The following is a 21,667-nucleotide window of genomic DNA, read 5'->3' as shown; positions in this document are numbered from 1 at the left end:
GGAAAATACTAAACAAAAGCGGAATGAATAACCTTGAAAAATCCAGGCACAGAAAGCCTGTTCTAAGTACTTTGATTTTGTGGCTCTCTGTGCTGACGGTAAGTGCACAGACAACCACCTTGCACCCGGTTGCTTCCAACGATTGCGGCGTGGACGGCAAACAGCCGTTTCTGGTGAAAGGAGATAATTATACGATGCCCGATGAGATAGGCGGGAGCGTGACTGCCCGGACATGTAATTTCGGCGGAACCGTTATTTATGCTTTCGACCGGATGGATATTCAGGCCGATTATCAATTGGAGGTCGTTTACCTCTCTGACAGTGAGCGCCGACAGCGGATCGTTGCCGATGGAAACGAGGTACAGTCTCCTGTCGTGTTGGAAAAAGGGAAAGAACAACGTTACCGTATCGACCTGCCGAAAAAGGCATTTGCTTACGGGCAGCTGGTATTGGTCTTTGAAGTATTGAAAGGCCCGAATGCATTGGTCTCGGAACTGAACCTGTATTCTTCTAACCCGAAGAAACCGGTTCCGTTCGAGGGCGACCAGAAACTGGCATTGTCACATACGCAGAGTTATCAGGTCGATACGACGGTGAATGCGGAAGAACATTTGCCGGTTTATACAGCTATCCCTTACAGTGTGCCGGGCGTATATGATCCGGTTCTCTCGCTGAACGGTACCTGGCAGTTCAACCCTTCACCGGAAGCCGGTTTTCAGAACCGGGAGGCAGAGGCTGGCGGATGGCATCCGATCATCGTGCCGGGCCAGTGGTCGATGCAAGGATTTAAAGTCGATTCTGCCGGATTCGGCGGATACCTGACTACATTTACTTTACCGGCTGACTGGAAAGGTAAACAGGTTAAATTACGTTTCGACGGTGTATCCAGCGAATGTACCGTTTGGCTGAACGGAAAAGAGATTGGGACCCATATGGGAGGTATGACTGCGTTTGAACTGGATGCTACACCGGCATTGCAACCGGGCGTGAACAGATTAGCACTGAAAGTCCGTAGCGAATCGCTGGCCGATATGCTGGGTAGCCTGACGCAGTATGCCGCTCACCAGCTCGGAGGTATCACCCGTAAAGTAACGCTTTTTGCCGTTCCCGATGTGCATATCTCGGATATACGCATTGTGACGGACCTGGACGAAAAATATAAAGATGCCGACTTAAAAGTCTACCTGGCAATAACGAACTTCGGGAAAGAAACAGAAAAGAATATCGCTGCCCGCCTCTCTATTGCCGGACTGCCGGTTGTGCTGGACCGGCAGATTCCTTCATTGGCTCCCGGCGAGACATGGAACGGCTGGCTGACCGGAACAGTGCGTGATCCGCAAAAATGGGATAACGAGCATCCTTATTTATATACGATGAAGATAGAATTGGAAAATGGCGACCATACGACAGAACAGATCGAGAAACGTTTCGGTTTCCGCGAAGTACAGATAGAGGGAAACCGTCTGCTGGTAAACGGAAAACCAGTGAAACTGAGAGGTGTCTGCCGCCATGAAGCACATCCGCTTACAGGCCGTGTCATGACACCCGAACTGGAACGGGAAGATGTCGAATTATACCGGGCGGCAAATTGTAACTTTATCCGTACATCGCATTACCCTCCCTGTGAAGAGTTGCTTCAGGTCTGTGACGAACTGGGTATGTTCGTCGAGGTGGAGGCGCCTGTCTGCTGGATCGGCCATCATGCCAACGAGAACTGGAAAACACTCGATTATCAGGATAGCAAATACTATCCGTATGTCTTGCAGGCAAATATGGAGACAATCCATTTTTACCGGAATCATCCTTCTGTAATCTTCTGGTCGATAGCGAATGAATCTTACTGGAACAAGGAATTTGCCCAGGTGGAAGTCTATGTGAAAAAAGCCGATCCGACACGTCCGCATACGTTCCATGACCAGGCATACGGCGGTTTCAACAACCAGGGAAGCACGGCCCCGATAGCAAATATCCATTATCCGGGACCGGACGGATATAAAGTCGCTGCCAAAAGCGAACGTCCGATGGTATATGGCGAGTATTGCCACCTGAATGTATATAACCGGAGTGAATTGGTAACAGATCCGGGTGTGCGCAGCGACTGGGCACTGGCTTTGTCTCCTACATGGGATAATATGTATAAGACGGACGGTGTGCTGGGTGGCTCTATCTGGTCGGGTATCGACGATATTTTCCAGATGCCGAACGGAGATGCAGTCGGTTATGGTCCCTGGGGGCCGATCGACGGATGGCGTCGCCCGAAGCCGGAATATTGGGATATGAAGAAGATATACAGTCCTGTCCGGGTACATACTGCTCAGTTGTCTCCGGCAAAGGAACTGACTGTAGCATTAGAAAACAGATATACTTATACGGATTTCAGTGAGTTGCAGATCCATTGGAAATACGGGGAGGAGCAGGGTATCTCTTTTGCTTCGATCCGGCCGGGAGAGAACGGTCAGATACGTATCCCGATCGAAAATCCGGATAAGGCGAACGAACTTTATCTGTCATTCACCGATCCGCGCGGTTTTGTAGCCGACGAATATATCATTCCGGTCGGCAAACAGGTCCAGAACGAATTGCCTGAACTGCAACCGGTAGCTACTCAACTGAAGAAAACAAATGACGTTTATCGTATTACAGGTAAAAACTTTTCCTGTGAGGTGAGCCGTACGACCGGACAGATCCTGTCATTGAAGCAGGGAAAGCAGGAAGTCCTGAACGGCGGTCCGTGGCTGATGGCATTGCCTTTGAACGGCGGTGGTTGTTATCCGAATCATAATGCGAACACACCGTTGTTTAATGATATCTGTACCGAATGGAAACCGGCGGAGATCGATGCAATCAAAGACGGAAACGATGTGATTGTTTCCGTAAGAGGAAGCTATAAAGAGTTTGAAGGAAGTTATAGGCTGATTATCAATGCAGGAGGAAAACTGTCCGTGAGCTATTCTTTCGATGCGCTGGCAGACGTGAATCCCCGTCAGTGGGGACTGGTTTTTGAGGCTCCGGCTACGTTCGATAAAACGTTTTGGCGTCGTGACGGTTTGTGGAGCGTTTATCCCGATGATCATATCAGCCGTCCGGTAGGTGAGGCAGAGCTGTTCTACTCCGGTTTGCCTTCTCATCTGAATCCCCGTGTAGAACCGAGCTGGTCATGGAGTCTGGATTATAATGAGCTGGGAAGTAACGATTTCCGTTCTACGCGTCGGAACATCTGGTATGCGGGTCTTACAGATCATGCAGGGAATAAGGTGACAGCAGTTTCCGATGGAAAGCAACACTGGCGTTCGTGGTTAGAGAAGGATCGTATCCGTTTCCTGGTTGCAGATTTCGTAACGGCAGGAAATGAAATGTTCCTGGGTAGTTATTATGCCCCGTTCAGGAAGCCGTTAAAGAAGGGAGATACGATTGGCGGAACAGTGATGTTGTATGTAGAATAAATTCAATTATAGAAAGGGAGTCTTTTTCTATTTATATACATGCTAAATAGAAAAAGACCCCATACTAATTCAATTTACCCTAGCGACTAATCAGCGGTTGATAACTGTCGGCCGTATGGCTGATATTCATCGACCGATTGGCTGACAATTATCAACCGTATGGCCGACAATTATCAGCCGCTAAAAGAGACAGGAACCAAGGTACAAAATTAAAGGATACAAAATGCAGAAGATAAGGAAGAAATAAGCCTTTCGTATAAAGATTAAACCGATCACAATATTATCCATCTTTTAATATCTTCCATCCATTTGTTATTCTGATTAAATAGTTTTATTTTGCATCTAAATATGTAGAACACAATACCATGAGAAAACTTACCTTATTGTTTGCAGCTATCGGTTACGTGGCTGTTTCTTTTGCTCAATCGAATGTTGCTTCGAAAGATTGGGGCACTGGCGAGTACGCCGGAGTCTGGAAACTATCTGTCGGAAAACCGGAGAAAATCAACTTGTTAAGCGAACTTGACATTACGCCGAAAAGAGAAGCCCTTCAGGAGATGCCGGATGGAGCTTTGCCGATATCTCCGGCCGACGTGAAGATTGAATTGAGGGACGGTAAAACCTATATCAGTTTCCCTCTGGAAAAAGAGGAGAAAATTTTCGGTCTCGGTCTTAATTTCAAGACGGTGGAACAACGCGGAAGAATCATGCGTTTGCATATGGACCATTATACCGGTAGCGATAACGGGCGGACTCATGCGCCGGTTCCTTTCTTTATCTCTTCCCGTGGTTACGGCGTATTGATCAATTCGGCGCGTTACATAGATCTTTGGGTCGGAACAGCCGTTCGTAAAGGTCCGGATGCCCCGGAGGAACAAGACCGTAACACCGATCGTACCTGGCCAGCACAACCCTATTCAGATAATATAGAAGTATTGGTTCCCGCCGAAGGTGTGGAAATGGTATTCTTTGCCGGTCCGACTATGTTGGACGTTGTACGCCGTTACAACCTGTACAATGGGGGAGGCGCTTTGCCTCCGCGCTGGGGATTGGGATTCTGGCATCGTACGCCGACCTTGTTTACCGACAAAGATGTGAAAGCGGAAGTCGACGAGTTTGAAAAACGGGGATTCCCTCTTTCTGTAATCGGACTCGAACCGGGATGGCATAGTAAAGCTTATCCGTGTACCTACGAGTGGGACAAGAGCCGGTTCCCGGATGCGTCCGGTTTTGTAAAAGATATGCTCGACGAGAATATCCGGTTGAATCTGTGGATGAATCCGTATGTATCTAAGCATAGTGAGGTTTATGACAAGATAAAGCCGTATACGGGTTCACATACGGTCTGGTTGGGAGAGGTTCCTGATTATTCGATGCCGGAAGCCTGCAAGATCATGACCGATCATTTCCGTAAACACCAGCTCGATCTGGGAGTGAGCGGTTATAAGATGGATGAAAACGACGGATACGATTCCTGGCTTTGGCCTGATGTGGCGACGTTCCCTTCCGGTATTCCGGCGGAACAGCTCCGTAATCTGTATGGTTCGCTGATGCAGCAGGCGACGGTGAAGATGTATCGTGAAAAGAATTTACGTACTTATGGACAGGTACGTGCCGGTAATGCCGGAACGAATGCCTATCCGTATGTGCTGTATAACGATTATTATGATCATCGTGGTTTTATCACAGCATTGATAAACAGTTCTTTCATCGGTGTGTTGTGGACGCCGGAAGTTCGTTCTTCCAAAACGTCGGAAGAGTGGCTTCGACGGATGCAGACAGTTTGTTTCTCGCCGATAGCGCAGTTGAATGCCTGGGCGGACGGGACCAAGCCATGGACATTTACGGATGTAGAGGACGATATTCGTGAGATAGCGTTGTTACGTATCCAATTGATTCCTTATTTATATACCGCGTTTGCCGATTATGCTTTCTACGGGACACCTCCGGTCCGTGCGATGAATCTGGAAGAGGGGTATGCTGCCGAAGCGCAGACTGTGGAAGGTCGGCTGGATGCAACAGATAATCCCTATGCAATGGCTATCCGCCGGGAAGTGAAAGACCAGTTTATGGTGGGTGAAAATATATTGGTAGCTCCGTTGTTTGCCGGAGAGAAAGAGCGTAAAGTGGTTTTGCCTCAGGGAAAATGGTTCGATTTCTATACCGGGAAGTTTGCCGGTGAAGGAGAGGTGATCACAGTGGCTCCCGGCCGTCATATCCCTGTATATGTGAAGGATGGCGGTATAATCCCTTTATGGCCTGCCATGTCGAAGTTTGAAGACCGTAAATATCCGTTGGAAGTACGTCATTACGGCAATAAACCGGCCACGTATTCTCTTTACGATGATGACGGTTCATCCTATAATTTTGAAAAAGGTGAATACACCCGCATCGACCTGACTGTTACTGTCGACAAAAAAGGCAGAAAGAAAGGTAAAGCAATTCTCCCGAAAGGAAAACAGGTGTGGTCGTTCAACGAATATAATTTCAAGTTTATGACTGAATAAAATGTCAGTTTATATTTAGAAAGATTTGAGCTTATTCTAGCATAAGCTAAGTCCTCACTAAGACAAGTCTTGTTGCAGGTTTATTTGCCGTCTGCTTCAGCTGACGGATTACAAGTTGTTTCTCTTTTTGGCTTTAGCCACATTTCTCTTAGCATGGAGAGTGTGTTTGAAATGGGACTAAAGTCCAAAGAAATAGATCATTTACTAAACCGTCAGCTGAAGCAGACGGCAAATGAACTTGTAATAGCGAAGTCTCTTTGATAAGGGGATAGCTCAAACTGACAATCTTGAAACATTTGATTCTGATAATAACAAAAATATTTACCTTTAGCAATAACAAGATATATATGAACAAAAAACTCTCTAAAGTAATCTTTTTTCTATTAGTAAATTTGTATGTATCGGCCTTTGCACAGATACAAAACTCTCAATCTCTAAGCGGAACCTGGCAGTTCAGGCTCGATCCCGAAGACAAGGGATTGAAAGAAAACTGGCAGGGGACCTCTTTCACTGATCATATAACTTTGCCGGGTACAACCGACGAAGCGCAGTATGGCGAAAAAACTACCGGTTCTGATTTCGGCATACTGACACGTGCCTATAAATACTATGCTCCTGCCTGGTATTCGAAAGAAATTGAAATCCCATCCGAATGGAACGGAAAACATATCCGGATGGAACTGGAACGTGTCTTATGGGAGTCGCGTGTTTTTGTAGATGGGAAAGAAGTATCCGTGCAGGATGCGCTCTCTACTCCCCATTACCATGACCTCGGTTATTTGTCTCCCGGGAAACACCGTCTGACGATCCGTATCGATAATGACCTGATTTATAACATCGGCGATAAAGGCCATGTCTATACCGAATATACACAAAGTATCTGGAACGGTGCGGTGGGTCGCTTGCAGTTAAAAGCAGTCGAAGCCGTCCATTTCTCTAATCTGCAGTTATTCACAAAGGTTTCTCCTTGTACTTTGCAGGTAACGGATACCATCATGAACACATCTGCCAAGAAAGTGGATGCCCGTATCTCCTGGCAACTGTCGGAGCGGGAGAGTGGAGCAGTCGTTTTCACCCGGACAACCGAACAGCTTTTACAGAAAGGTGCGAATGTGCTGGACTTCCAGGCTACGATGCCAACTGACATCAAGCTATGGAATGATGTTACCCCGCATTTGTATCAATTGAAAGTTACCGTACAGGATAAAAAGAAAATATACGATACCCGTGAGATAGAATTCGGTTTCCGTGAAGTAACTTCTTCCAAATCGAAGATACTGATCAACGGAAAACCTGTATTCCTGCGTGGAAACCTCGATTGTGTCCATTTCCCGCTGACCGGTTATCCTTCCTGTAAGGTTGAGGACTGGGAGCGTATCTTCCGTATCTATAAAGACTACGGACTGAATCATGTCCGTTTCCATTCCTGGTGTCCGCCCGAAGCCGCTTTTATAGCTGCCGACCGGATCGGTATCTATATCCAGGCTGAAACGATCTGGATAGACTGGTGGATGTCTGTCGAGCAAAAGGAACGGAAAGAAATGGATACGAAAGGTCATCCGCAGGGATTGGGGAAAAATCCGTCGGCAGACCGTTATGTACAACAGGAACTGGTCCGTATGATCGATGCCTACGGTAATCATCCCTCTTTTGTGATGCAATGTATCGGTAATGAGTTGGGCAATTCCGATTTTGAAGTAATGGAATCGTGGATGAAGCCTTTACGGGAAAAAGACTCCCGCCGTTTGTATGCTGTATCGACCGCCCGTAAAGTCATGCCGGTCGACCAATATATGGCTACCCATTATATCGATGGCTTGGGTAGTACACGCGGTTTGCGCGGAGGAGCTTCCACTGCCTGGGACTTTGAAGATGTTTATTCCAAATCGGATATACCTATCCTTTCCCATGAGATCGGACAATGGCCGGTCTATCCAAAATGGGAGGAGATAAAGAAATACACCGGTGTCCTGAAAGCTAGAAATTTTGAAGAGTTTCGTGAGCAGGCACGTAAGAACGGGATCGAAGAGCAGAACGAAGAGTTTGTCGCAGCTTCGGGTGCCCTCAACCAGATCATGTATAAATATGAGATAGAATCTTTCCTGCGTACCCCTTCCTGTGCCGGAATCCAGTTGCTCAGCATGCAGGATTATCAGGGACAAGGGGAAGCGCTGATCGGATGGCTGGATGTTTTTTATGATAGCAAAGGAATTACCACACCCGAACAATTCCGGGCGCACCATGATACGACAGTCGCTCTGTTGCGTCTGCCGAAATATGTCTGGGAGAACAAGGAACCGTTTACTGCCGGGATGCAACTGGCGCATTACGGGACGGAAGATTTGCAAGATGGCCTTTACTGGAAAATAAAGGATGCGAACAGTAACCTGATCGCTTCCGGGGAAACGGCTCCACAATGTTGGCCTGCCGGAAGTTCGGAATTGGGAGGAAAAATCAGTTGTGACTTGTCACAGGTTACTACTGCTCAAAAGCTGACGATCGAAGTTGGTTTGCAGGGACGGGCGATAGCCAATCGCTGGAATATCTGGGTATATCCGTCGGTAAACCCGTCTGCGGATCTCCGGAAAGAGCCGGCAGGAACCGTTTATATAACGGACCGGATGGATGCGGAATGTATCAAACGTCTTGAAAAAGGAGAGAAAGTGCTTTTGCAGGCGGCAGCATTGGGTACAGAGGAAACATGCGATAAGATCAGTTACTATCCTTTATATTGGTCGTTGACTTTCTTCCCCGGCCAGGGAAAGAATACGATCGGGATGGTGGTCCGCGATAAACATCCGTTGTTTGCGCAGTTCCCTACCGACTCTCATAGCGACTGGCAATGGCAGTCTGTCTATAAGGATGCGAGGGCGTTTTATATAAATGATTATCCGGAAGATTATAAGCCGATCGCACAGCCGGTGGATGATTTTCATCGGAATAACAAGCTGGCCGCTATCTTTGAACTGAAAGTGGGCAAGGGTAAATTGCTTGTTTGCGGCTTCGATCTGAAAGATGACAAGAACCCGGCAGCCCGGCAGTTGAAGAAGAGCATATTGCATTATATGAATTCAGAGGATTTCAACCCTTCACAGGAGAAAGATATTCCTTCGCTGCAGAAGATGTTTACTTTTGTCGAACCGCTGAAAAGTACGGTAACGGGCGAGTTCAGTAATGCTTTGTTGTATATCGATTGCACAGATCCGGACAAGACATTTGCCAACAAGAAAACGACCTGGAAAGTATCTCCGGACTGGCAGGGTAAGGAGATGGAACTGACCATCGAGTGTCCGCCGGGAATTATCGGTTCCCTATATGTCTGTTTTGCCGACAAGGATAAGAAAGGACGTACGGGACATCTGGTTTTTGAAGGTCGTGATTACGAATCCGGCAAACAAGATAAGGAAGAGTCGTGGGTGAAACTGCATATTATGCGCGAGGACTCCAACGACGGTATCCTCCGTTTCAAGGCGAAAGTCAAGAATGGACCGGATCTGGTCATCTCGAAGGTGGCTATTATGGAAGAATGAAAAAGGAGTGATCCGTACCTGATGTTTGCAAAATAGGTGATATATTTTGCAAAATACGAGATTTGGGAAAAGAGAGTGGAAATATGTTTCTCTTATATATTTTCACTCTTTATCTTTGTATATTCAGGTAATGTATCATGTAAGCACTATAAATTTTGAAATAGATGAATAAAATCCTAACCATAGGGGCTTTTTGTTTGATCTCAGTCACTTCTTATGCTTCTCTGCAACCGGAGAAAGGAGTAAACGATTCTTCGTATACCTGGTATTTGAAAAGCGGACAGGATAGCCTGGCATGGGTAGATGGCTTTTCGGCTGTCAATAGTACGGTCGAGTTCGACCTGTTGCCGCAGAACTCGTCCGCACAGGTGGGTGTGTTGCTCCGTTATGTAAATGAAAACGACTGGATATATGTGGGATGTGATAAGGCAACGGATCATCTTGGATTTGCCTTCTGGTACGTGGAAACACCGGACGGTAAGACAGAGATTGCCCGTGATATCGCAAAATTGTATGCCCGGCATTTGCGCCGTATCAAAGTGAATTGTATCGGACGCACGCTGACAGTATATGTAGACGGGGAGCAGATTGCTCATAAATACATACCAAATCTTCCTCTCTCATCCGGTCGGACAGGGTTCCGTGTGCATGATAAGGGAAATGTACAAATATCCAATGTCGTTTGCCGGGAGGTGAAAGAGCCTAAGAAGGAGATTGCCAAGAAGAAAAGCAGTTATATTTTATCTTCATCCCGGATGGAGGTACTGTTGAATAAAGATTTTCCATCCGTTCAGTCTTATCTTTGGAAAGAAAATCAGTCCCGGCTGGACGGACAACCTTTTGATGTAAAAGCTATCCAGATCAATGGTGATCATTATTTGCCTCAGGTGACAAGCCAAACGGAGGCCGACCGGGTATTGTATACGTTAAAAGTGAAAGAAATAGGGATTACGATAAAGGTCTGCTGTCAGGTGACCGATAACGTATTTCAGCTATCCGTAACCGGAATAGAAGAAAGAGATGATTTCAAAGTAAAGACGCTGGCTTTCCCGGATCATAATCTGGTATCTGTTCCGGAGACTGTTCCGGGAAGTTGTTTATCCATAGCCGATAATGTGCATAAGGACAGATTCTATCCGTTAAAAGAGAAATCCGTCGATAACACTTGTCAATACGGCTCCATCCTGTTGCTGAACTCGGATAAGTTGGTGGCGACTCTTGAAAGTAATTCCATGTACACTACCCGTCAGTTTTTATACCAATCGGTGCAGACACCCGGTCCGGTAGTTACCGGTATCTGGGGAAACGAGTGGATTTACCGGGGGCATGACGGCGAAGCGGTCGATCTGCCTTATATAAAAGTAATCCTCTCCGATGATTGTAACCAGGATAATAAAGTTGACTGGCAGGACGGGGCAATCGCCTTGCAGAGAGTCTATCCGGCTCCTTTCGGTGTGGATAGGATACAGAATTCGTATGCTACGATCACCATGAACTTTGCCAGTTGTGCTCAATACCCGTTTCTTCGCCAGCTGGATAACATCAAGAAATTTTACCTGGCGACCGATGGTTTCGGACAGATGCTCGAATTGAAAGGATATCAGAGCGAAGGACATGACAGTGCTCATCCGGACTACTCCGGTAATTATAATGAACGGGCCGGAGGAAAGGACGATCTGGCGTTCCTGGCAAAAGAAGCCCGGAAATACAATGCTCATATCGGAGTTCATATCAATCATAGTGAATCTTACCCGGAAGCGAGAGCTTTCAATGACCGGATTGTGACGGATATGCCTGCATGGAGCTGGCTGGACCAGTCTTATTTCCTGAATAAAGAGGCGGATATGTTGGCAGGAACTTTTGAGGAGCGTTTGAACCGGTTGAAAACAGATGTGCCCGACCTGTCTTTTGTTTATCTCGATACGTACCGGGAATACCGTTGGCTGGCTCATCGGACTGCCGGATTATTTAACCGGAATGGCTGGGCTGTATGGACGGAAGATGCAGATGTGTTTGATAAAGAGGCTGTGTGGATTCATTATAATCCGGAGGCTAAAAGTTTGATACACCGGTTTGTTCACCATCAGTACCGGGACGGGTACGCGGTTCATCCGGCTTTACTCGGAGGATATAACCGGGGAGCGGAGATCGGTTTTATGGGTTGGCAGAAAGGACGTGATTTTAAAGGTGTGATTCGTAACTTTTTTACCAAACAGTTACCTTACAGATATTTGATGCATTATCCGGTGTTACAATTGGATACGGCACGTGCAGTATTACAGGGTGGCTTGCTTGCAGTTGGTGACGGGAAGAACGGTACGCTAATTAAAAGGGAAGGACAGATATTAATGACGGGAGACTGTGTATTCATTCCCTGGAATCCGGAAACAGAAGAAAAGATCTACCATTATAATGTGCGGGGAGGGAAAACGACCTGGCAGTTACCGGCATCCTGGAAGCAACAGGAAACGGTTTATTTGTATGAGTTGAGCGATCTGGGGCGTAAGTTGGCGGGGACTCTTCCTGTCCGTAACGGTCAGATAGAGATAGATGCTCTTCCGGACAAAGGATATGTTGTTTATAAGCAGGAGATGGCTCCTTTACCGGAAATGATCTGGAGCGAGGGTAGTCCGGTGAAAGATACCGGCTTCGATAGCCAGTCATTCGACTATTGGAAGAAACAGGGAGCTACGGATGCTTTGGCTGTCAGGGAAACAGTCTACGGGCAGGATTATCTGGAAATAAAAGGAATGGATGCAGCTGGTGTCAGCCAGGTAGTAAACGGATTGATACCGGGTAAGGAATATGTCGCTTCTGTTTGGGTAAATGTCATCGGCCGGAAAGAGGCGGTGCTGGCGATACAAAGTGGGGAAACGCTGAGTGAACGGACCTCCATCTCGGAAAGCCGTGTAATGAATTTTACGGATAATACGGATCGTTTCAGAACAACCTGGCAGCGCTTGAAGATACCATTCCGTATGCCGGTAGGCGAAAAAGAGATTGTTCTTTCATTGAATGGAGGCATAGCTTCGGAGGATACAGCTGCCGTGTGTTTCGATGATGTCCGTCTGGTGGAATGTCCCCAAGCACAGAAAACAGGTTATGATTATTTTGAAGATTTTGAACATGTCGATGAGGGATGGGGACCTTTTATCGCTTGTCAGCCCAGTGCATTTACCACTCATCTGTCCCAAAAACACGATGTTTATACGGATAATACAATCCATGGGAATTGGTCGTTGGCTACCTGGCGCGAAAGAAACGGGGAGGTATATCGTACTTCTCCTTCGATGATCCGTTTCGCTCCGGGGCAGGAATATGAAGTCGAATTTGATTACAAGGTAGATACCAAGGATGTTTATAAGGTGGTCGGCAAATCCTTGTCGACCGGTAAGGAGGTCTTTTCCTATGAGTTGAATCGTCCCGGAAAATGTAATGTCCGTTTCACGACTCCGGACTGTACGGATTTTTATATTGCCGTAGTAAAAGAGGGGAATGGATTGCTGGTTATCGATGATTTCGGAATAAAAGGAGAGTTGATAAAATAGAATTTTAGATGTATTATATTATGAAGAAAAACTTATTACTGATAGGAAGTGTATGGCTGCTGACAGCCTGTAATGTATCTGTAGACCTGCCGGTGGTACCATCGGAGAGCGATCTGCAGTTCCCGGATCTGGCAAAGACCTGGGATGAAGGAATGCCGTTGGGAAATGCGACAGTCGGTGCCCTGGTGTGGCAGCGAGATTCGGCGTTACGCTTTTCACTGGACAGGACGGATCTTTGGGATCTTCGTCCGATGGATAGCATTTCCGGACCGAATAACCGGTTCGCCTGGGTTCGTGAGCAGGTGATGAAAGGGGATTACCTGCCGGTACAGAAGAAGTATGACTGGCCTTATGACCAGCAACCGGCTCCGTCCAAGATACCGGGGGCGGCTTTGGAGTTCTCTCTGGAAGAACTGGGTTCTCCGTCCGATGTTCGTTTGTATCTGAATAATGCACTTTGTGAAGCGGTCTGGGAGAACGGAACGACATTGAAAACCTTTGTCCATGCTACTGAGCCGGTCGGCTGGTTTGTTTTTGAGAATTTACCGTCATCGATAACTCCAACATTGATCTCTCCTAAATATAGTACAGGTGGATCGGAAGCGGGTAACTCTGTAGAGGGACAGGATTTACGCCGTCTCGGATACAACCAGGGAGTGATAAATGAAGAAGCCAACCAGATTACCTATCACCAGGAAGGCTGGAATGGTTTTTCGTATGATGTAAATGTACGCTGGGAGCAAAAAGGAAAGACTCTTTGCGGAGTGTGGAGCGTGACATCTTCGCTGGAACAGGATAAGGCGTCGGATAAAACGCAGGAAGCGATGACACGCGGTGTAAATCAGGATTATCAGTCTCATCTGAGTTTCTGGAAGAATTACTGGGCAGAGTCTTCCGTAACACTTCCCGATCCTGTTTTACAGAAACAATATGACAATGAAATGTATAAATACGGTTCTGCTACCCGTGAGGATTCTTACCCGATCTCTTTGCAGGCGGTATGGACGGCGGATAATGGTAAGTTACCACCCTGGAAGGGAGACTATCACCATGACCTGAATACCCAGCTTAGTTACTGGCCGACTTATACGGGCAATCATCTGAAAGAAGGCCTGGGTTATCTGAATACGTTATGGAATCAAAGGGATGTCTACAAAGAATATACCCGGCAGTATTTTGAAACGGATGGTATGAATGTGCCCGGTGTCTGTACTTTGCAGGGCGTGCCGATGGGAGGATGGATCCAGTATTCTATGTCGCAGACTGCCGGAGCATGGCTGGCACAACATTTTTATCTTCACTGGAAGTATTCGATGGATCGTGAATTTCTGAAAGATCGTGCGTATCCTTTCCTGAAAGAGGTTGCTACATTCCTGGAGCAGATATCTGTAGTGGATGCGCAGGGTATCCGTAAACTGACGATGAGTTCCAGTCCGGAGATATACGATAATTCGATCAATGCCTGGTTCAAAGATATGACCAATTATGATCTGGCCTTAATGAAGTTCGCTTTCAGCGCTGCTTCAGAGCTGGCAGGTGAATTGAATATCCCGGAAGAGGCCGCTCACTGGCAGGAACTGAATAAACAATTACCGGAACTGAATACGGATAAAGAGGGTGCCCTGACCTTTGCAAAAGGTTTCTCATACGATCAGTCCCACCGTCATTTCTCTCATGCGATGGCTATTCATCCGCTGGGATTACTGGATTGGAGCCAGGGAGAAAAATCGCAGAAGATCATCCGGGCTACAATTAAGAAATTAGAGGATTATGGTCCTGATTACTGGACTGGCTATTCATATAGTTGGTGTGGTAACATGAAAGCCCGTGCTTTCGATGGCGAAGGTGCCGCACAGGAACTGCGTACATTTGCCGAATGTTTCTGTCTCCGAAATACATTCCATGCGAACGGCGATCAGACAAAGACAGGCAAATCGAAATTTACTTATCGCCCGTTCACGTTGGAAGGAAATTTTGCTTTTGCTTCCGGTATCCAGGAAATGCTGTTGCAGAGCCATACAGGTATTATCCGGATATTCCCGGCAATCCCTGCCGGTTGGTCGAACGTTTCGTTCGATAACTTACGTGCTATGGGTGCTTTCCTTATCTCGGCAGAAAAGCAGGACGGCAAGATTACCAAACTCCGTATCTATCCGGAGCAGGGCGGTACCATCCGGATCGCTTCGCCGTTCGGGACGGATGAAGTGGTTGTCACCGGAAATGCCGGTGAAGTTACGAATGAGAACGGTATTCTTTCTTTTGATACACGCAAAGGAGAGTGGATAGAGATAAATAATTAATTATTCATGAGAAACACTTTTGCAAAAATAGTCTGGTGGCTACTGCCGACAACACTATTGGCTTGTGCCGGAGATCCTCCTCTGGCAAAGCAGACTTCTTCGACAATCCTTTATATGGATAAACCGGCGGCATCCTGGTATGAAGCGACCCCGATAGGGAACGGACGTTTGGGGGGAATGGTGTATGGCGGGGTTACCCGGGATACTATCCGAACAAACGATGATACGTTCTGGAGTGGTGAACCGCGTGATTTGCAACGGCCAGGAACCTACAAGGTCCTTCCGGAGATACGCAAGTTGTTGTTGGAAGAAAAGAATCAGGAAGCACAGAAAGTGATCGATGCCAATTTGCTCGGTCCCTGGAATCAGAATTATATGCCTCTTGCCGATATTCTGTTGGAATGGCCGGGAGATGGGAACGTTTCTGGTTACAGAAGGGAACTGGATCTGAACCGTGGAGTGGTGACGATCACCTATGCACAGAACGGGATAAATTATAAACGGGAGTTATTTGCTTCGTATCCCGATCAGGCTATTGTGATGAATATCTCGGCCGATAAGAAGAACGCTATTGAATTTACTGCCGGTCTGGGAAGCCAGATCGAGAGCGGAGTAAAAGTAGAAGATGATCAGGTTGTGATTGACGGACAGGCTCCTTATCATACCGATCCTAATTATACGGGCGTCCATCCTCCGGTATATAAAGAGGGAAAAGGAATGCGTTTTGAAGGGCGGTTGTTGGTTAAACAGGAAGGCGGATCGGTTACTCCTTCAGGCGATAAGCTGCATGTGAAAGAGGCAACTTCCGCTACTCTGGCTTTTGTGGCGGCAACCAGTTTTAACGGTTTTGACAAAGACCCTTATACGAATGGAAAAGATGAAAAGGCGATTTGCCGGAAATATCTTACTTCGTTGGAGGCAAAGAAGTATTCCGACCTGTATAAAGCACATGTGGCTGATTATGCTTCTTTGTTCGGGAGGGTAAGCATTGACCTGGGAGAATCGGCGGAAGCTGCTTTACCAATAAACCGACGGATTGCAGACTACAAACCGGGCATGGATCCGGCTCTTACTGCTTTGTATTTCCAGTTCGGACGTTATCTGCTTATCTCTGCTTCCCGTCCCGGGTCGCAACCGGCTAATTTGCAGGGTATCTGGAATCAGGATATGCAACCCGCCTGGAGTGCGAACTGGACGATCAACTGTAATGCGGAAATCAATTATTGGCCGGCAGAGATCACGAACCTGTCCGAATGCCATGCCCCGATGTTCGATATGATCCGGGAAACATCGGTCGACGGAGCGAAAACGGCAAAGAACCTGTATAACTCCCGTGGCTGGATGGCACATCATAATCTGGATATCTGGCGGACTACCTGGATGGTAGGAGGAACCGGATTGTACTCCTTGTTTCAAGTGGGCGGTGCGTGGCTTTGCCAGCATATCTGGGAACATTATCTGTTTACGTTGGATGAAGATTTTCTAAAGGATCATTATGACCTGTTGAAGAATGCATCTTTGTTTTATCTGGATAATCTTCAGACCGACAGGGATGGCTATCTGGTGACAAGTCCTTCCGAATCCTTTGAGAATGGCTTTGTGAAGCCGGACGGAGAGACCGGTTGGGCTTGTATCGGTTCGGCGCAGGATATGCAGATCATCCGTGCATTGTTTGAGAATACCATGAAAGCGGCTGATATTTTGAATGACGGTGCTTTCAAAGAAGATGTTTCCAAAGCGTATGCTAAACTGGCTCCTATGAAAATCAGTCCTAGAACAGGACAGTTACAGGAATGGAACGATGATTGGGAACCTTCCAATCCGGCGAGCGGCCAGGTAGGACATGGATGGGCATTCGCCGTCGGTAATCAGATTACCTTGCGAGGGACTCCGGAATTGGCCCAGGCTTTTAGAAAAACGATCGATTATCGTCGTCCCGGTTATTCTTATAATAGCGGTAGTTGGACGGGAACATTCCCTGCTGTCTATTGGGCTCGTTTTGAGGAACCGGACAGCGTACAACGTGTGATCGACCGCCATTTCGATCTGGCATTATCTCCGAACCTGACTTGTGAGTTTATGAAGTCCTGGCAGATAGACGGCAATTTAGGGATAACAACGGCTATAACTGAAATGCTGTTGCAGAGTCATGCCGGTGAGATCAGCCTGTTGCCTGCCTTACCGGCTAAATATCCTGCCGGTTCCGTTACCGGCCTACGGGCTCGTGGAGGTTACGAAGTGGATATTTTCTGGAAAGACGGAAAACTGACTAAAGCTGTGATAAAAGCAGACCGGACGAAGAAGGATGAGGTTATTCCTGTCCGCTATGGCGGTATCGTTAAAGCGGTAAAACTGGTAAAAGGAGAAACTGTTATATTGGACGGTTCTCTGGAATAAATAGAATAGCTAATAGAGTGAAGATGTACGGATCGGTAATGAGATCCGTACATCTTTTTTGTTACATATTGTCAGAGTTACATTTTTGGTTTTTAGGATATTTTCTGTATCTTGCCGTGCTTTTTTAATCCCCGTTAAGAGTAGACTTAAACGAAAAATTAATAATGTACAATAATTAAAACGGTTATTTTATGAAAATCCTGAAAACACTATTCGGCTGTCTGACTGGGGCGGTTTTGACGATGAATGTAAACGCCCAACAGGTACAAGGTTTTGTTCACGAACGTTCAACCGACTATGAATGGCCTACAGATCAAAAGGTTTTGGATAAACTGGATAAATGGCAAGATCAAAAGTTCGGTGTTTTATTCCATTGGGGACTTTATTCTGTTCCCGGTATCGTAGAGTCATGGTCCATCTGTTCCGAGGACGTAGACTGGATCTCCCGCAAGAAAGATATGACATACGATGAATACAAGAAGTGGTATTATGGCTTGAAGGATTCTTTAAATCCGACACAGTTCGATCCCGCTAAATGGGCGGATATCATGCAGGATGCAGGAATGAAATATATGATTTTTACAACGAAGCATCACGATGGCTTCTGTATGTTCGATTCGAAGTATACGGATTTTTCCATAGCAAACGGTCCTTTCGGTATTGATCCGAAAAAAGATGTGGCGCGTCATGTCTTCGATGCTTTTCGTCAGAAAGATTTTATGATCGGATGTTATTTCTCTAAGCCGGACTGGCATTGCGAATGGTTCTGGAATCCTTATTTCGCAACAGCGAACCGCCGTCAGAATTATAAGAAGGAAAACCATCCGGACTGGTGGAAAAACTATCAGGACTTTACATATAATCAGATGGATGAACTGATGACCGATTATGGCAATTTCGATATCCTTTGGCTGGATGGCGGCTGGGTGACCGGTGAGGATGTCAATCTGGATAAGTTGCTGGCGAAGGTACGTACTTCTACACAACCGGGGTTGATCTCTGTTGACCGTACGATCCGCGGAAGAAATGAGAATTATCAGACTCCGGAACGTAGCATCCCCGAAACGCAATTGAATAATCCGTGGGAAAGCTGTATTACATTGAGTAATGATTGGGGATGGGTTCCTAATGCGCCATATAAATCTCCAACTAAAGTGATTGGTCTTTTGGCAGAGATTACTGCGAAGGGTGGCTGTTTGTTATTGGGAGTCGGTCCGACTCCGCAAGGAACTATCGAAGATGCAGTAACAGAACGCCTGCATGTTATCGGTGACTGGTTGAGAGTAAATGGAAAAGCGATTTATAATACCCGCATCACTCCGGTTTATAATGATGGCAATGTTTGGTTTACTGCCGATAAAGACGGTAAAACCTTATATGCTGTTTACGCTTTGCCGGAAGGAGAAAACTTACCTGAAACAATCGAGTGGTCCGGAAACATTCCGACAGGTAAGATGAAAATGCTGAAAGGAAACAAAACGGTGAAGTATACAAACAAAGACGGCAAAGTAAAAGTCTCTCTACCGAAAGGATTAAAGAATGAACCGATTGCTCTGCAGTTTACGGTTAAAAAATAGAACAATATAATTATATGAGTAAAACAACATCTTTATTGATCGGCCTGATTGCTTGTGCCGGGCAGGTTATGGCCCAGCAACCGGTATATAAGCAAGCGACGGCCCCTATTGAAGACAGAATAAACGACCTGATAGGGCGTATGAACGTCGAAGAGAAAGTCGGGCAACTATGCTGTCCGTTGGGTTGGGAAATGTATACGAAAACAGCTAACGGCGTTGTTCCTTCCGAATTATATAAGGAGCGGATGCAGGCGATGCCTATCGGTTCCTTCTGGGCTGTTCTACGTGCCGATCCCTGGACACAAAAGACATTGGAGACGGGTTTGAACCCCGAATTATCGGCTAAGGCTTTGAACGCTTTACAGAAATATGCTGTGGAAGAAACCCGTTTGGGAATACCGGTGCTGTTTGCCGAAGAATGTCCGCACGGACACATGGCTATCGGGACCACTGTTTTTCCGACTTCACTGGCACAGGCAAGTACCTGGAATGAGGATCTGATGTATAAAATGGGAGAAGCGATCGCTCTGGAAGCCCGTTCGCAGGGAGCTAACATCGGCTATGGTCCGGTATTGGATATTGCCCGTGAACCGCGTTGGTCGCGTATGGAGGAAACTTTCGGGGAAGATCCTGTGTTGACATCTAATTTAGGTGTTGCTTTTATGAAAGGCATGCAGGGGAACAACCAGAGTGACGGTAAACATTTGTTTTCCACTTTGAAGCATTTTGCCGCTTATGGGATACCTGAAGCCGGACATAACGGAGCACGTGCCAATGTAGGTATGCGCCAACTCTTTTCCGATTATCTGCCTCCTTTCAAGAAAGCTGTCGAAGCTGGTGTGGGAACGATCATGACCTCTTACAATTCAATCGACGGTATCCCTTGTACTTCTAATAAATATCTGCTGGACGATGTACTTCGTAAACAGTGGGGATTTAAGGGATTTGTCTATTCTGATTTGACAAGTATCGAAGGGATCGTAGGTGCCCGGGTCGCAAAGGATAATAAGGAAGCAGCCGTGTTGGCATTGAAGGCCGGTCTCGATATGGACCTGGGCGGAAATGCCTATGGTAAGAATCTCCGGAAAGCATTGGAAGAAGGCGCTATCACAATGAATGATCTCGACCGGGCGGTAGCTAATGTGCTTCGTTTGAAATTCCGTATGGGATTGTTTGAAAATCCGTATGTTTCTCCCGAACAGGCCAAACAGGTAGTACGTTCGAAGACGCATAAGGAGCTGGCTCGTGAAGTAGCGCGTGAAGGTATCGTCCTGCTGAAGAATGAGGGGGTGTTGCCATTGAAGAAAAATATCGGAAGTATTGCTGTGATCGGCCCGAATGCCGATATGATGTATAACCAGCTAGGCGATTATACGGCTCCACAGGAACGGGAAGAAATAGTGACTATCCTGGATGGTATCCGGAAAGCGGTGTCTCCTTCCACGAAAGTCAATTATGTAAAAGGATGTGCCATTCGTGATGTAACGACCAGTAATATACCAGCTGCGGTAGAAGCTGCCCGTGCGGCTGATGCTGTCGTTCTGGTAGTAGGTGGTTCCAGTGCCCGCGATTTTAAAACGAAGTATATCGGAACAGGTGCGGCTACCGTATCGAATGAGGGAAACCAAATCCTTTCGGATATGGATTGCGGTGAGGGTTTCGACCGTAGCACATTGCGCCTGTTGGGCGATCAGGAAAAGTTGCTGGAAGCGGTAGCCGCTACCGGTAAGCCATTGGTGGTCGTTTATATTCAGGGACGTACCCTGAACATGAATCTGGCATCAGAAAAAGCACAGGCTTTGCTGACTGCCTGGTATCCGGGTGAACAGGGTGGTACGGCTGTAGCTGACGTTTTGTTCGGTGATTATAACCCGGCCGGACGTTTGCCGGTTTCTATTCCCCGTAGCGAAGGGCAGCTGCCGTTATTCTATTCGCAGGGAAAGCAACGTGCCTATGTAGAAGAAGCAGGAACTCCTCTGTACGCTTTCGGCTATGGGCTGAGCTATACCACCTTTGAATACGGTCAGCTGGAAATGCAGAAGGGAAATGGTAAAGATGCTTTGCAAACAGTCAGTTGTACGGTAACCAATACGGGTGACTGCGATGGGGAAGAGGTTGTACAGCTTTATATTTGCGACAAAGTAGCTTCTGTTTCCCAGGCCCCGATCCTGTTGAAGGCTTTCGAGCGGGTTACTTTGAAGAAAGGTGAAAGCAAGAAAGTTACATTTACATTGGGTGAAGAAGAGTTGTCTCTTTATAATATGGATTTGAAACAGGTCGTAGAACCGGGAGATTTTAAAGTTATGGTCGGTGCTGCTTCGGATGATATCCGCCTGGAAGGTGAGTTTACACTATAACAATTGTT

Annotated in this window: 8 protein-coding genes; all 8 read left to right on the top strand. The window is 46.8% G+C overall.

Features of this window, described 5'->3' with window-relative positions; genetic code table 11:
* Nucleotides 1-23: 23 nt before the first annotated feature.
* On the top strand, nucleotides 24-3,443 hold the full coding sequence (locus DWW23_RS01660) for a glycoside hydrolase family 2 protein (protein ID WP_122351539.1): 3,420 nt from the start codon (nucleotides 24-26) through the stop codon (nucleotides 3,441-3,443).
* 365 nt (nucleotides 3,444-3,808) lie between these two features.
* Nucleotides 3,809-5,950 carry a TIM-barrel domain-containing protein gene (locus tag DWW23_RS01655; protein ID WP_122351538.1) on the top strand — a complete coding sequence of 714 codons (2,142 nt, stop codon included), beginning with the start codon at nucleotides 3,809-3,811 and terminating at the stop codon, nucleotides 5,948-5,950.
* A gap of 347 nt (nucleotides 5,951-6,297) precedes the next feature.
* Nucleotides 6,298-9,480 (top strand): glycoside hydrolase family 2 protein, encoded by a 3,183-nt coding sequence (locus DWW23_RS01645; RefSeq protein WP_122351536.1) that lies wholly within the window; start codon nucleotides 6,298-6,300, stop codon nucleotides 9,478-9,480.
* Nucleotides 9,481-9,644: 164 nt separating this feature from the next.
* On the top strand, nucleotides 9,645-13,028 hold the full coding sequence (locus tag DWW23_RS01640; RefSeq protein ID WP_122351535.1) for an endo-alpha-N-acetylgalactosaminidase family protein: 3,384 nt from the start codon (nucleotides 9,645-9,647) through the stop codon (nucleotides 13,026-13,028).
* Nucleotides 13,029-13,048: 20 nt separating this feature from the next.
* Nucleotides 13,049-15,328: a glycoside hydrolase family 95-like protein gene (locus tag DWW23_RS01635; RefSeq protein WP_122351676.1), complete on the top strand. Its 2,280-nt coding sequence runs from the start codon at nucleotides 13,049-13,051 to the stop codon at nucleotides 15,326-15,328.
* A 6-nt stretch (nucleotides 15,329-15,334) separates the two neighbouring features.
* Nucleotides 15,335-17,725 carry a glycoside hydrolase N-terminal domain-containing protein gene (locus tag DWW23_RS01630; protein ID WP_122351534.1) on the top strand — a complete coding sequence of 797 codons (2,391 nt, stop codon included), beginning with the start codon at nucleotides 15,335-15,337 and terminating at the stop codon, nucleotides 17,723-17,725.
* A 191-nt stretch (nucleotides 17,726-17,916) separates the two neighbouring features.
* Nucleotides 17,917-19,302, top strand: a complete 1,386-nt coding sequence (locus DWW23_RS01625; RefSeq protein ID WP_122351533.1) for an alpha-L-fucosidase — start codon at nucleotides 17,917-17,919, stop codon at nucleotides 19,300-19,302.
* Between the two features lie 14 nt (nucleotides 19,303-19,316).
* Nucleotides 19,317-21,659, top strand: a complete 2,343-nt coding sequence (locus DWW23_RS01620) for a glycoside hydrolase family 3 N-terminal domain-containing protein (RefSeq protein ID WP_122351532.1) — start codon at nucleotides 19,317-19,319, stop codon at nucleotides 21,657-21,659.
* Nucleotides 21,660-21,667 lie beyond the last annotated feature (8 nt).

The sequence above is a fragment of the Parabacteroides sp. AF14-59 genome (assembly GCF_003479515.1).
Taxonomy (GTDB): Bacteria; Bacteroidota; Bacteroidia; order Bacteroidales; family Tannerellaceae; genus Parabacteroides; species Parabacteroides faecis.
Note: the sequence above shows the minus strand (reverse complement) of the source record. Positions and strands in the feature narration are given on the sequence as shown.

What these genes read in the sequence shown, in the direction of transcription:
- DWW23_RS01660 (WP_122351539.1), top strand. Translation starts at nt 24, where the DNA reads ATGAATAACCTTGAAAAATCCAGGCACAGAAAGCCTGTTCTAAGTACT.
- DWW23_RS01655 (WP_122351538.1), top strand. Translation starts at nt 3,809, where the DNA reads ATGAGAAAACTTACCTTATTGTTTGCAGCTATCGGTTACGTGGCTGTT.
- DWW23_RS01645 (WP_122351536.1), top strand. Translation starts at nt 6,298, where the DNA reads ATGAACAAAAAACTCTCTAAAGTAATCTTTTTTCTATTAGTAAATTTG.
- DWW23_RS01640 (WP_122351535.1), top strand. Translation starts at nt 9,645, where the DNA reads ATGAATAAAATCCTAACCATAGGGGCTTTTTGTTTGATCTCAGTCACT.
- DWW23_RS01635 (WP_122351676.1), top strand. Translation starts at nt 13,049, where the DNA reads ATGAAGAAAAACTTATTACTGATAGGAAGTGTATGGCTGCTGACAGCC.
- DWW23_RS01630 (WP_122351534.1), top strand. Translation starts at nt 15,335, where the DNA reads ATGAGAAACACTTTTGCAAAAATAGTCTGGTGGCTACTGCCGACAACA.
- DWW23_RS01625 (WP_122351533.1), top strand. Translation starts at nt 17,917, where the DNA reads ATGAAAATCCTGAAAACACTATTCGGCTGTCTGACTGGGGCGGTTTTG.
- DWW23_RS01620 (WP_122351532.1), top strand. Translation starts at nt 19,317, where the DNA reads ATGAGTAAAACAACATCTTTATTGATCGGCCTGATTGCTTGTGCCGGG.